Source organism: Phenylobacterium sp. CCH9-H3, assembly GCF_001557235.1.
In the GTDB taxonomy this organism is placed as follows: Bacteria; Pseudomonadota; Alphaproteobacteria; order Caulobacterales; family Caulobacteraceae; genus Phenylobacterium.
The window spans coordinates 1-13,482 of the sequence record NZ_LSJI01000268.1; the positions used below are offsets into that span (position 1 = coordinate 1).

Consider the following 13,482-nt stretch of genomic DNA (forward strand, 5'->3'; position numbering starts at 1 on the left):
GGGACGCCCGCCGCGACCGGTTTCCGGGCGGACAACGCGAGCTGTAACGCCCTGGGCGGCATCGTCCAGCCCGGCGCCTTGCCGGCCTGCCTGTTCCACTACGTGGACTACGACAACCTGATCGAGCGCGAGGACCGCCTCCAACTCTATGGCGAGGTGAATGCCGACCTGGCCGAAGGCCACCGCCTGCACATCGAGGCGCTGTACGCCAAGACCGACGTGCCGAACTGGAAGACCTCGCCGTCCTACCTGTCGCTGCAGACGCCGACGGCGCTCACCAATCCTTTCTCGACGCTGCCGGCCTCGCTGCTTGCGGGCTATTTCGTCCCGGCCAGCAATCCGGGCTTCCAGGCGCTGGCGGCCGCCAATCCGGGCCTGATCCCAGCGGGGGCGGTCGGCTTGCACATGCCCGGCGTGCGCTATCGTCCGCTGGCCTTCGGGGGCAACCCGGCCTTCGACGGCAACGAGGGCGCTTCCGAAGGACTGCGGCAGTTCGAGGCGTTCCGGGTTTCCGGCAGCCTGCGCGGCGACCTGCCGTGGATGGGCATCGGCTATGACGTCGCCCTGACCTACGGCCAGGAGACCGGCCGCCGGACGGGCTACGACACCGTCGTCTCCCGCTTCCAGCTCGCGCTCCGCGGCTTCGGCAGCCTGAACGGCGACTCGGCCGGTGGGTGCACCGCGGCCGAAACGGCCAACTTCACGACGGGCGCCGGCAACACGGCGCTGGGTTGCTACTACTTCAACCCCTTCGCCAACGCGATCGCCTCCAACGCGGTCACCGGCCAGGCGAACCCCGGCTTCGTGGCTAGCGCGGCCAACAACCCCGACGTGATCCGCTGGTTCTTCCAGCAGGTGTCGACCAAACAGACCCAGCGCACCTTCGTCTGGGACGCGGTCCTGAACGGCAAGACCGGGATCGAGCTGGCCGGCGGCGACGTCGCCTGGGCGGCCGGCGTCCAGTTCCGCCGGGACGGCTTCGAGTCCGAGTACAACGACCTCAGCGACATCGACGCCACGCCCTGCATCGACACCCCGATCAACGGAACCGGTTCCTGCGCGGTGCGCAACGGCCCGCTGATGTTCCTGGGAACGGGCGAAGAGGCAGACCTGGACCGCAACGTCTGGGCCGTGTTCGGCGAGCTGAGCATTCCCGTCACCGACGACATCCAGATCATGGCGGCCATCCGGCACGAGGACTACGAGGCGGTGGGCACGACCACCAATCCGAAGATCTCGGCGCGCTGGCAGATGGCGGACTGGTTCGCGCTGCGCGGCTCGATCGGCACCACCTTCCGCGGCCCGGCGCTGACCAACCTGGCGCCCGGCAGCGTCACGGCGCTGAGCTTCATCGCCGGCGCGTTCCGGGCCATCGACTTCTTCGGCAATCCGGACCTCAAGCCCGAAGAGGCGACCACCTACAGCGTCGGCGGCATCTTCGACATCGGCAACTTCAAGGGTTCGATCGACTACTGGGGCTTCGACTTCAAGGACCCGATCGTGGGTGAGCCCTCGGCCTCCATCGTGAACACCATGTTCCCGGGCGGCTCGACCGCCAACTGCGGCCAGGCCGCGTTCGCAGGCCTGCAGTCGCGGTTCACGTTCCAAGGCGCCTGCTCGACCGCGACCATCTCGCGCGTGCGGACCCAGGTCGTGAATGGGCCGAAGATCAAGACCTCCGGCATCGACTTCATGGGCCAGTACGACTTCGACGACGTGCTGGGCGGCGACATCCGCATCGGCGGTTCGGCGACCTATACGATCGAGTACAAGATCGGCGACTTCGTGGTCGAGGGCGTGACGGTGGAACGGGCGTTCGATGCGGCCGGCTTCCTGAACTACCAGCTCATCGCCACCTCCCTGCCCGAGTGGAAGGGCCAGGTGTTCGCCGAGTACAGCCGTGGGCCGCACAATCTGCGCTTCACGCTGAACTACATCGACTCCTACAAGGACCAGAGGACCTCGATCCTGGCGCCGAACCCGGTGAATGGAGCGGTGCAGACCAAAGGCCAGACCATCAAGTCCACGATCCTGGCCGAGTTGGACTATCGGGTGCAGCTGCCGTGGGACACCACGATGACGCTGTCGGTGGACAACCTGTTCGACCAGGACCCGGCGTTCGCCCGGCTCGACCTCAACTACGATCCGTTCACCGGCAGCGCGATCGGCCGCACCTACAAGGTGAGCGTCAAGAAGCGCTTCTAGACCAACCACGCCTCACGGCCGCTTCTGGAACGCCGCCGGCTCTGCCGGCGGCGTTCTTCTTTGGCGCCCCGCTATCCGAGCAGACCATGATTTCGAAAAATCGATCTGGCCTGTAACCTTCTTGCAACGCTCCAGCGTACCCCGATTCCGATCATTGTATGCCGCGGTGAGGACTATAATATATTGAATATATTAGATTATCTTAGCCGGAAAAGTGAATCTCCGCTGGGCGACGATTCAGGGTTGCGGTATGTTTCCGTGCCGGAATCCAGTGGCGCGCCGCTGAGTCTCGGGTGATCATCGCTCCATCAAGGCTCCGCAATCCGCACGACAGAAGCGGGTCGGACCTTGCGGGAGGAAAATCATGAACAGACGCAGTTATCTCTGCGGCGGCTCGATGCTGGCTGCCGTGTTCTCGCTCGGCCTGACGGGCCCGGCCGCGGCCCAGGCCGGCCAGGCGGCGCCGTCGGAAGTCGAGGAGGTGGTCGTCACCGGCTCCTTCATCGCCGGGACGCCCGAGGACTCCGCCAGCCCGGTGGATGTGCTCTCCACCGCCGACCTCGAGAAGCAGGGCTCGCCCACGGTGGTCCAGCTGGTGAAGACCATCACCTCGTCCCAGTCGTCGCTGGGCGAGAGCAACCGCTACAACGGCGGCGCGGGCACGGCGACCATCAACCTGCGCGGCTTCGGCGCGGCGCGGACCCTGACCCTGATGAACGGGCGGCGGCTGGCCGACAGCCCGGCCGCGGCGTTCCAGGGCGGCGGCGCCAACCTGAACTTCATCCCCACCGCCGCGGTCGGCCGGATCGAGATCCTCAAGGACGGCGCGGCGGCGACCTACGGCTCGGACGCCATCGGCGGCGTGGTCAACTTCATCACCCGCAAGGACCTCGACGGCCTCGAGATCGACGGCGAGTACGCGCTGATCGACGGTTCGAACGGCGACTACAACGCCAATGCCGCCTGGGGAAAGCAGTTCGACAACGGCAATGTCCTGTTCACCGCCGGCTATCGCCACCGCTCGCGCCTGGACATCCATGAGCGCGACTTCGCCCTGCGGCCCTTCGACTTCGCCGGCTCGTCGGGCGCGGCGGGCTTCACCGGGGCTTCGAACCCCGGCTTCTACGTGGCCGGCGCGACCGCGTTCCGCGACAACGGGTGCCAGGAACTGGGCGGCACGCTGACGCGGAACGTCAGCTTCGCCAACCCTCTGGCCGGCCAGCCGAACCAGGCGCCGACCGTCACCTTCGCCGTGCCGGTCAACGCAAACCTGCCGGCCACCTCGGGGACGGCGACGGGCTGCCGGTTCCAGTTCTCGAACTTCAACGACCTCGTGAACCGCGAAGATCACTACCAGCTCTACGGCGAGGTGAACTTCGACCTCTCCGAGAATATGTCGTTCCACGCCGAGGTGGCCTGGACCAAGAACGACACGCCGGTCCAGCGGCTCTCACCCGCCAACCTGACGGCCCAGTACCCCTCGCGGGTGATCGATGGCGGCACCTCGTTCTCGCCGGGCGCGCCGAACGGTCCCAACCTGTCGGTGCCCTTCAACGTGCCGGTGAACAACCCGGGCTTCCTGGCCCTGGTCAACGACTGCCGCGCGCCCCTCACCGCCACCGAATGCGCCGCCATCCGGGCCGGCGCGTTCAGCACCACGGGCGCCCAGGCCGGCGCGCCGGGCGGCGCGCGCGGGGTCGACATCGTCCAGCTGGGCTGGCGCGCCCTCGCCTTCGGCGGCAACCCGCGGTTCAAGGACGGGGCCGACCACCAGTCGATCGTCAACGACGCCTACCGGATCTCGGGCGGCTTCAAGGGCAAGATCTTCGGCGGGATCAACTACGACACCTCGCTGACCTTCATGGAGCAGAAGAACACCACCAACACCAACGACATCCTGGTCAAGAACCTGCAGCTCGCGCTGCGCGGCTTCGGCAGTCAGGACGGTGCCGAGAACGCCTGCACGGCCGCGGAGACGGCGAACTACACCACGGGCGCGGGCAATGCGGCCCTGGGCTGCTACTTCTTCAATCCCTTCAGCAACGCGGTGCAGACCAGCCTCGTGAACGGGGCGGCCAACCCCTATTTCAATCCCGCCGTGGCCAATGACCCGCGGGTGGTGGCGGGGCTGTTCGGCAACTACACCAATGTCCTGACCAACCAGATCGTGGTGGCCGACGCCGTGTTCTCGGGCGAGACGGGGATCGAGCTTGCGGGCGGCGCGGTGGCCTGGGCCCTGGGCGCGCAGTATCGCTACACGCGGGAGATCCGGAAGTACGGCGCCAACTTCAATGCCGACGAGAACCCGTGCCCGGACCGCCCGTCCTGCGCCGACGAGAGCGGACCGCTGCAGTTCTTCGGCTCCGCCGTCGACCGGGACGACGACGCCAACGTCAAGGCGGTGTTCGGGGAAATCCAGATCCCGATCCTGGACAACCTGAACATCAACGCCGCGATCCGGCACGAGGCCTACCAGGGCAACATCGGCTCGACGACCAATCCGAAGATCGCCGTGAAGTGGCAGGCCACCGACTGGCTGGCCTTCCGCGGCAGCGCCAGCACGACCTTCCGCGCGCCGGGCCCCGGCCTGACGACGAACGGCTGCAACAACGGCGTCCGGGTCCTGGGCAGCGCCTATCGCGCCTTCCAGACCTGCGGCAACCCGGACCTGAAGCCCGAGAAGGCCGACACCTTCAACGTCGGCGTCATCTTCGAGATGGGAGGGTTCTCGGCGACGGTCGACTACTTCAACTTCAAGTTCAAGGACGAGATCGTCGAGGAAAGCGGCTCGCGCCTCTACGCGACCATGTTCCCGGGCGGCACGAACGTGAACTGCGGCAACCCGGCCTTCGCCGAGCTGCAGGCGCGCTTCACCTTCGCCGGGGCTTGCGGGGCGGCCAATGTGGCCCGCCTGCGCAGCTTCACGATCAACGGCCCCAACACCGACACCTCGGGCATCGAGGCCCGGGCGCAATACGATTGGGACGGCTGGTTCGGCGGCTCCTGGGCCGTGGGCGGCGAGCTGACCTACCTGATCGAATACAAGCGCAGCGCCATCGCGCTCCGCAATTCGACGATCAGCATCGCCCCTGCCGAAGACCGGGCGGGGCTCAGCGACGTGCTCAACGACTTCTTCTCGTATCCCGAGCTGAAGGGGAACGCCTTCGCGGCGTTCAACAAGGGGCCGTTCAGCCTGCGCTGGCAGATCCGCTATGCGGAGGGCACCTCGCCCGCCTTCGGCTCGCCCTTCTTCATCACGGTTCCGAACCCGAGCTCAACCTCGGGCGCGGACCTGGTGGCGGTCGGCAAGTCCAACGATTACTGGCAGCACGACGTGATCGTGCGCTGGGAAGCGCCGTGGGATTCGGTGATCACGTTCAGCGTCCAGAATCTATTCGACAAGGACCCGCCGTACGTGCCGTCGCCCTACAACTACGACATCACCCAGGGCAATCCGCTGGGCCGGGTGTTCGAACTCGGCGTGAAGAAGTCGTTCTAGGCCTCCTCCCGGGAAGGTCGCCTGGGGGCGCCGGCGACGGCGCCCCTCCTTTCATCGTCGGGCGCCGGCGACGGCGCCCCCCTTTTTGTCCGCGGGTCCCTTACGGCCGGGCGTGCTTGGGCAGCGCCTTGACCTCCTCCGCCGTCAGCTTGTGGATGTTGCGCACCGGGCAGCGCTGCGGGCCGATGGGGGAGGGCGAGATGATCTCGGCGTCCAGGCCGGAGCAGATGTACGAGCCGCCGCGGGAGACCAGCGCGATCTGGTTGCTCCAGTCCACGTCGTTGCAGCGGCCGAACATCTCGAACTGATAGACGTCCTTCACGCCCACGCGGACATTGACGATGCGGTCGTCGCTGGACGCGAAGCTGTTCACCTGGTTGGTCCAGAAGCACTGCTTCTTCGGCTTCGCCGCGGCGGCGTCCGGTTCCTTGGGTGACTTGGCGACGGCCGCGCCCGCGGCGGCGAGGCTGAGCGCCGCGAAGCCTGCGGCGGCGAGCGACAGAGTGGTCTTGAAGGTCATGGTCTAGGTCCTCTGGCCCCAAATGTCCCCCGAGGAAGCGGCAATATAGGGGCCTTTCCAGGCCTTAGGAACGGCGCCGCGCGGCCCGCCGGGCGAAGCGGCCAGGATCGACCAGCTCGGCCGCCGCGGCGCTGATTGGAGACGGTGCGCCCTGTGCCTGCGCGGCGACGTGCTCGGCCAGGAGGGGGGCCAGCGAGAATCCGCGCGAGCCGAAACCGGCCAAGGCGAAGAGGCCGTCCCCGAGCGGCCCGGCCAGGGGCAGCCGGTCCGGCGTGACGGCCCGCACCGAGGCGCGGCCTTCGAGAGGAACGTCGACGAGCCTGGCGGCCAGCGCCGGCAGGGCGGTGGCGAGCGTCGCGAGGTTGCGGGCATGGTCCGCCGCGCGCAGGTCGGCGCCGGCGTCGTCGCGATCGTGGGTGGCGCCGAACAGCAGGCCGTCGCGGGTGGGCGCGACATAGCCGCCCCAGGCGGCGGCGGTTGGCGCGCCGGCTCCGCGGGCCCAGCTCACCTGTCCGCGAACCGGTTGGAGCGGCAGGTCGGGCCCCAGGTCGCGCGAAGCGAGCGCCGCGGCGAGGATCACCGCCTCGGCGCGCAGGATTTCGCCGCCGTCGGCGTCCAGGAGGATCCAGAGGCTGCCGTCGCGGCGGAGGGTCGCGACCTCGGCGCGGACGACCTCGCCGGTCCAGGCGGCCAGGATGCGGGCCGGATCCACGACCTGGGCGGTGCGCTGGTCCAGGGCGACGGGCGCGGGCTCGGCCAGGCGCGCGGCCGCGTCGGGGGCATCCAGCAGGCCGAGCGCGCCGGGCTCGAAGATGTCGGATGCGGCGATGCGGGCGAACCGATCCGCGTCCCGGGCGTCGGCGGCCAACTGCAGCACCCCCTGCGACAGCACCGCATCCGGGATGGCGGCATAGAGCGCGGCAGCCCGGCCGAACGCCTGGGAGAACAGGCGCGCAGCCTCGCCGAGGCCGGCGTCCAGGCGGGGCGTCACCAGCGCCGCCGGGTTACCTGAGCCGCCGGCGCCGCGATGGGCCGCCTCGATCACGGTCGGCTCGCCGCCAAGGGCGCGGACGGCGCGCGCGGCCGCGGCGCCGGCGATCCCGGCCCCCACGATGCCGACCCGGCGGGTGGGTGGATCAGCAGCGGCGCCGGGAAGGCGCGCCTCGAGCCGCTCGCGCTTGCGGCCGAAACCCGGCCGCTTCTCGACGGCGAACCCGGCGGCGGCCAGGCCCCGGCGCACCTGGCCGGCGACGGTGAAGGTGGCCGCCCGCGCGCCGGGCGCCGAACGCTGCGCCACCAGGCCCAGGATCTCGTCACTCCACATCCCGGGGTTCAGGGCGGGGGAGAAGCCGTCCAGGAACCAGGCGTCCGCCACGCCGGTCCAGCCCGCCAGGGCCTCGGCCACGTCCATCACGGCGAGGTCGAACACGGCGCCGAGTTCGGGCAGCTCGACGCGGTGGCGGCCCCGGGCGCGGCCCGGCCAACGCCCGCACAGCTGGCTGGCGATATCGGCGAGCTCCGGCCAGCGGGCGAGCGCGCGGGCGGCCTCGTCCGCCGTGATCGGGAAGGCTTCGATGGAGAAGACGTGGAGCCGCCCGTCCGAAGGTCGCGTGCGCCGCCAGAGGTCCAGCAGGGCCACGATGTTCAGGCCCGTCCCGAACCCCAGTTCGCCCACCACGAAGCGGCGCCGCCCGGCCCAGGCCTCGGGCAGGCCGCAGCCCTGCAGGAAGACGGCGCGGGACTCGGCCAGGCCGTCCTGCGCCGAGAAATAGACGTCGCCGAACAGACGCGAACGGGGCTGGCCGTCGTCGGTCCAGGCGAGCGGGGACTGGGAGGGACGTTCGCCGGCGGCCGGCGGGTCGGCGCTCATGGGCGAGGTCCGGAAACGAAAAGGGCCGCCCCGGAGGGCGGCCCTTCCCTAACGCGAAATCGCGTCGAAAGCTTACTTCGCTTCCGGAGCCGGGGCCGGGGCAGCGGCGTCGGCGGCCGGAGCCGCGGCGTCGGCGGCCGGGGCGGCGGCAGCGGCCGAGTCGGCAGCGGCGGCGGCCGAGGTGGCGGCGGCGTCAGCCGAAGCGGCGGCGGCGTCGGCGGCCGGAGCGGCGGCGTCGGCGGCGGGGGCTTCAGCGGCCTTTTCTTCGGTCTTCTGGCAGGCGGCGACGCCCAGCATGGCGACGGCGGCGCTGGCGATCAGCAGTTGCTTCATCATGTTCCCAATTCCTCTGGTCGAGTGTCAGGCGCCGGTCGGACTTTCCCGCCGATCAAGGAATGGGCAAGGCCGCCCCCCCGACGCGTGCGCACAGATACGCCTGGGCAGCCGCCCATAGCAAGGCGAAAAATCACGGAGTTGTGATCACTTTTTCAACCTTTGCCGTACGGCGGGTCGAGGGCGGGATCAGCCCTCGGCGGGAATGTTCGACAGGGCCTCTTCCAGCTCCAGGAAGCTGGGCTGCGCGCCGGTGGGCACGTTGCCGCGGCCGATCTCGACCGAGATCTGGGCGGCGTTCCCGTGCAGGTGGGCCACGAGCACCGCCTGGATGATGCGATAGAACGAACCTTCCTCGTCCACCACTTCCTTCATGCGCGTCGCCATCGGGCCGACGATGCCATACGCGAGGAACACGCCGAGGAAGGTGCCGACCAGGGCGCCGCCGATCATGCCGCCCAGCACTTCCGGCGGCTCGGTGATCGCGCCCATGGTCTTGATGACCCCCAGCACGGCGGCGACGATGCCCAGGGCGGGCAGGGCGTCGGCCAGGTTCTGGACGGCGTGGCTGGGCATCAGCGCTTCGTGGTGGTGCTTCTCCAGCTGCTTCTCCATCGCATCCTCGACCTGGTGCGGGTCCTCCAGGTTCATGGTCATCATCCGCAGGGTGTCGCAGATGAAGTCGATGGCGAAGTGGTCCTTCATGATCTTCGGGAAGCGGTTGAAGATCGTGGATTCCTTGGGGTTCTCGATATGGCTTTCCAGGGCGATCACGCCCTTGGACTTCATGGTCTTGGTCAGGAGGAACAGCAGGGCCAGCAGGTCGCGATAGTCCGAGGCCTTCCATTTGGGGCCCGAGAAGACCTTCGCGAAGCCGCCGCCGCAGCCCTTGATCGTGGTCATGGAGTTGGCGACCAGGAAGCTGGCCACGCCGGCGCCGCCGATCGCCATCATCTCGTGGGGAAGCGCGTGCATGATCACGCCCATGTTCCCGCCGGAAATGATGTAGCTGCCGAACACGAGGCCGAACAGCAGCACAAGACCAATGATCTGGAACATGGAATCCCCGCGACGTCGGCGGCGACCATGACGATTAATGTTTAATGCCCCGTGGACGGGGCCCCGCCTCGCGAGGCGGAGAATTGCCGCAGGCCGCCAACCCGCCTAAGCCAGGACCATGGCCAGCCCCGCCGCAAACGCCCTGCCCCGGCGTTCCTTCGCGATCATCTTCGCCGTCTCGGCGGCGACCGCCATGGGCAATACAGGCCTGATCTCGGTCCTGCCGGCCATCGGGCGCTCCACCGGTATTCCCGACGCCATGGTCTCGGCGATCTTCTCGCTGTCGGCGCTGCTCTGGGCGTTTTCCTCGCCGGCGTGGGCGCGGGCCTCCGACCGTCACGGCCGCAAGCCCCTGATGCTGGTGGGCCTGTCGGGCTTCATGGTCTCGATGGCGCTCTGCGGCCTGGTGGTGAGCGCGGGGCTGCGCCAGCTGGCGCCGCCGATGATCATCTTCCTGCTGTTCCTGCTGGCCCGAGCGCTGTTCGGGCTCTTCGGGGCGGCCAGCAATCCGGCGACCCAGGCCTATGTGGCCGAGCGCACGCCGCTGGAGGGCCGGACCCAGGCCATGGCCAGCCTGGCCGGCGCCTTCGGCCTGGGCACGGTGATCGGCCCGTTCCTCGCGCCCCTGTTCATCCTGCCGGTGGTGGGCCTGGCCGGCCCGCTGTTCAGCTTCGCCCTGATCGCCCTGGCCATGCTGTTCATCGTCTGGCGTTACCTGCCCGACCAGAAGGTGTCGCCCGAGAACCAGCGCCCGCGGCGGCCGGTCGTGGGCGGCGCGGCGAAGGCCACTCCGATGTGGCGCGATCCGCGGATCACGCCCTTCCTTATCTATGGCTTCATTGTCGCCACCTGCCAGACCGCCCAGGCCCAGACGCTCGGCTTCCTGATCATCGACAAGCTGGGGATGTCACCCGCGCAGGCCCAGTACTTCATCGCCATCGCCATGATGTTCGGCGCGGTGGCGGGTCTCCTGGCCCAATGGGGCCTGATCCGGATGTTCGAGATGACGCCCCGCCAGCTGCTCCGCTGGGGCGTCGCCATCGCGGCGCTGGGCAATCTGATCGTGGCGCTGTCGGGCGGCTACTACGGCGTGGTGGCCGGCTATGCGATCTCCAGCCTGGGCTTCGGGTTCGCCCGCCCCGGCTTCACGGCCGGCTCGTCCATCGCCGTGGACGTCGACGAGCAGGCCCGGGTGGCCGGCGCTATCGCGGCCGTGAACGGGATCAACGTGGTCCTCGCTCCGGCCTTCGTCTTCCTCTACCAGCACTTCGGCCCGGCGCCGTTCATCCTGAACGCGGCGCTGATGGCGGGGATGCTGGTCTATGCGTTCCGCAGTACGGCCCTGAAGAACGCCGATCCCAAGCCCGCCAGCCGTGAGGTCACGGCCCTGGCCACCATCGAAAAGAGCGACGAGGGCGGAGGGCCTTAGCGCCCTGCGGCCTCCGCCTTCAGCCGCGCCACCATGGCCGCCGAGAGGTAGCCGTCCGCGGTGAGGCCGCGGGCCTTCTGCCAGTCGCGCAGCGCCCGCCGAGTCGCCATCCCGACCACGCCGTCGGCGCCGCCGGGATCGAACCCCAGCGCCGCCAGGGCCCGCTGGGCGGTCATGCGATCCACCAGCGACAGGGGCGTCTCCTGCGGCCATGCCTTCACCAGCGGCGCGCCGCCCGCCACCCGGTCGGCCAGCAGTCCGACGCCGAGGGCATAGGCGATGCTGTTGTTGTACTTGCGGATCGCGAAGTGGTTGGGCAGCAGCAGGAAGAGCGGCCCGTCCGCCCCCGCCGGGGCGATGAGTTGGGCCGGCGCGTCCTGGTCGTTGCGGGACCACGGCTTTCCGTCGGCCGGCTTGACCCCCTTTGTCGCCCACCAGGCGGGGACCTCGCTCGGACCTTCGGTCAGGCTGAAATCGAAGCCCGGCGGCACGGTGACCTCGCGCGCCCAGCCCTGGCCGCGCACCCAACCCGCCTTGGCCAGCAGGTTGGCCGCCGACGCCAGGGCGTCGGCCTGCGAGCTCCAGATGTCGCGCTTGCCGTCGCCGTCCTCATCCACCGCCGTCGACAGGAAGGTCGTGGGAATGAACTGGGTCTGGCCCATGGCCCCGGCCCAGGAGCCGCGGAGGCGCGAGCGCGGGAATTCGCCGGACTGTATGATCCGCAGCGTGGCGATCAGCTCGCCCTCCGCCCAGGCGCGCCGCCGGCCCTGGGCGGCCAGTGTGGCGAGCGCCCGCAGGACGTCGTTGTCGCCCTGGATGGCGCCGAAGCCGCTCTCCAGCGCCCAGATCCCGATCAGGACCTGTCGCGGCACCCCATAGCGGCTCTCGATGTCGGCCATCATCGGCACGTCCGCGGCGCGCCGCGCGCCGATGGTCACCCGGTCGGCGGAGACGACGCCTCTGAGGTAGTCGCTGATCGGCTTCGAGAACTCGGGCTGGCGGCTGTCGAGGCCGGCGATGCGCGGGTCGGGGCTCAGGCCCGCCATCTCGCGGCTGAACACCTCCGACCGGATGCCGGCGGCCAGGGCCCGGCCCTGGAATTCGGCCGCCCAGGCGTCGAAGATCATGTCGCCGGACGCGGTCGGCGGGACGACAGAGGGCGGGGCCGCGGGCGCGGCGACCGGCGTGGCCAGGTCCGTGGCCGCGAACGCCGCCGTGGCGGCGGGCAGCGCCAGGGTAGGCGGTGGGACGGCGGGGCTCGCACAGCCGGCGAGGGCGAGGAAGGTGGGAAGAACGCGACGACGCATCCGCCCGACTCTAAAGTGCGTCGATCCGCACCCCAATCAAAACGGCGTCAGGTTGACTCATCTGGGGCCGACCCGTATATGCGCGCGCTCTTGTTCGCCAACCGGCCGTCCGCGGCCCGCTTGAAGATACGGTCCCATGAAGGTCAGAAGCTCGCTCAAGTCGCTCAAGACGCGTCACCGCGACTGCAAGCTCGTGCGCCGCAAGGGCATCGTGTACATCATCAACAAGACCGACCCGCGCTTCAAAGCCAAGCAGGGCTAAGCGCCGCCGCCTGGCGCCCCTGCGGGCGCCAGCCGCGGCTCGGCCAGGTCATCGTACGCCCAAGCGCGTGCTGATCGTCTGATATCCCATCCGGCCCGGCCGCCCTGCGTCCGGGCCTTTGCCATGCCTGCCTGGCGGGGCCGGCCGCCGAGACCCCTGCGCCCCAAGCGGCGCCGTTGGCATGACGCCTGCAAAGGTCTCGTTGCAGGCACCAGCACCTGTTTCAAACCAGTACGGGCTCCGCGTCAGGGGTTCGTCGCAAACGAACGGACGACCCTAAAATGCGCACCCGCAACACGCTTCGCGCCTTGTTCGCGACCGCCGCGGCCTCGGCCGCCCTGGCCATGGCCGCGCCGGCCGCGGCGCTGACCATGACCGTCTACAACACCGACGGCCCGCTGCCGCCCGGCCAGACGATGATCGAGGACTTTGACAGCATCCACGCCGACGGCGTGGACTTCACCTTCACGGGCGACGCCAACACGTTCGTCCGCAGCGGCGCCCTGGGCCTGGATCCTAACGTGAGCGCGCCCCCGCCCGGCGACACCACCAACTACTACACCGTGCTGACCAACGGCTCGGCGACCCTGACCTCGACCAAGGGCCTGCAGCACTTCAGCTTCTACCTGGGCTCGCCGGACACCTTCAACTTCATGACCTTCACGACGGTCAGCGGCGCGTCCTTCACGCTCGCCGGCGCCGAAATCTGGGGCGCCGTGACGGGTGACAACGGCAACCAGTCCTGGGGCCGTCGCGTCAGCTACAACTTCGGCGCCGACGCCGTGAAGTCGATCCAGTTCACTTCGACCGGCAACTCCTTCGAATTCGACAGCCTGGCCGGCACGGCGGTTCCCGAGCCGACCACCTGGGCCCTGATGATCATGGGCTTCGGCTCGGCCGGCGCGATGATCCGCCGTCGCCGCTCCGTTCCTGCGCTCGCCTAGCCCTCTCTCCACTGGGTGAGCTGACTGGGACCCCCGGCCCTTCGCCAGGCCGGG

Annotated in this window: 10 protein-coding genes; 5 read left to right on the forward strand and 5 right to left on the reverse strand. The window is 69.4% G+C overall.

Going from position 1 to position 13,482, the window contains the following annotated elements; genetic code table 11:
- Together AX721_RS23460 and AX721_RS23465 are read left to right on the forward strand one after the other, a co-directional pair.
- The coding region (locus tag AX721_RS23460) for a TonB-dependent receptor domain-containing protein (protein ID WP_068878389.1) at positions 1-2,205 on the forward strand (2,205 nt) is incomplete at its 5' end.
- A 364-nt stretch (positions 2,206-2,569) separates the two neighbouring features.
- Positions 2,570-5,704, forward strand: coding sequence for a TonB-dependent receptor domain-containing protein (locus AX721_RS23465; protein WP_068878390.1), 3,135 nt, complete (start codon positions 2,570-2,572; stop codon positions 5,702-5,704).
- Positions 5,705-5,804: 100 nt separating this feature from the next.
- On the opposite strand, the gene AX721_RS23470 is transcribed toward AX721_RS23465, so the two are convergent.
- The 4 genes from AX721_RS23470 to motA form a co-directional block, all read right to left on the reverse strand.
- Positions 5,805-6,224 (reverse strand): DUF6491 family protein, encoded by a 420-nt coding sequence (locus AX721_RS23470; RefSeq protein WP_068878391.1) that lies wholly within the window; start codon positions 6,222-6,224, stop codon positions 5,805-5,807.
- Positions 6,225-6,288: 64 nt separating this feature from the next.
- Positions 6,289-8,094, reverse strand: a complete 1,806-nt coding sequence (mnmD, locus tag AX721_RS23475) for a tRNA (5-methylaminomethyl-2-thiouridine)(34)-methyltransferase MnmD (RefSeq protein ID WP_068878392.1) — start codon at positions 8,092-8,094, stop codon at positions 6,289-6,291.
- 72 nt (positions 8,095-8,166) lie between these two features.
- On the reverse strand, positions 8,167-8,430 hold the full coding sequence (locus AX721_RS23480) for a hypothetical protein (protein WP_068878393.1): 264 nt from the start codon (positions 8,428-8,430) through the stop codon (positions 8,167-8,169).
- A gap of 186 nt (positions 8,431-8,616) precedes the next feature.
- On the reverse strand, positions 8,617-9,486 hold the full coding sequence (motA, locus tag AX721_RS23485) for a flagellar motor stator protein MotA (protein WP_068878394.1): 870 nt from the start codon (positions 9,484-9,486) through the stop codon (positions 8,617-8,619).
- 118 nt (positions 9,487-9,604) lie between these two features.
- Between motA and AX721_RS23490 the strand changes: the two genes are divergently transcribed.
- Positions 9,605-10,915 (forward strand): MFS transporter, encoded by a 1,311-nt coding sequence (locus AX721_RS23490; protein ID WP_068878395.1) that lies wholly within the window; start codon positions 9,605-9,607, stop codon positions 10,913-10,915.
- Here the strand turns inward: AX721_RS23490 and AX721_RS23495 are convergent.
- Positions 10,912-12,222, reverse strand: coding sequence for a lytic murein transglycosylase (locus AX721_RS23495; protein ID WP_068878396.1), 1,311 nt, complete (start codon positions 12,220-12,222; stop codon positions 10,912-10,914). The two genes, AX721_RS23490 and AX721_RS23495, sit on opposite strands and share 4 nt — an antisense overlap.
- Before the next feature lie 136 nt (positions 12,223-12,358).
- Between AX721_RS23495 and ykgO the strand changes: the two genes are divergently transcribed.
- Both ykgO and AX721_RS23505 read left to right on the forward strand, forming a co-directional pair.
- The gene (gene ykgO / locus AX721_RS23500; RefSeq protein ID WP_068878397.1) at positions 12,359-12,484 is read left to right on the forward strand and encodes a type B 50S ribosomal protein L36; all 126 of its coding nucleotides are present in this window, start codon (positions 12,359-12,361) and stop codon (positions 12,482-12,484) included.
- Positions 12,485-12,765: 281 nt separating this feature from the next.
- Positions 12,766-13,428: a PEPxxWA-CTERM sorting domain-containing protein gene (locus tag AX721_RS23505; protein WP_068878398.1), complete on the forward strand. Its 663-nt coding sequence runs from the start codon at positions 12,766-12,768 to the stop codon at positions 13,426-13,428.
- The last annotated feature ends 54 nt before the right edge of the window (positions 13,429-13,482 follow it).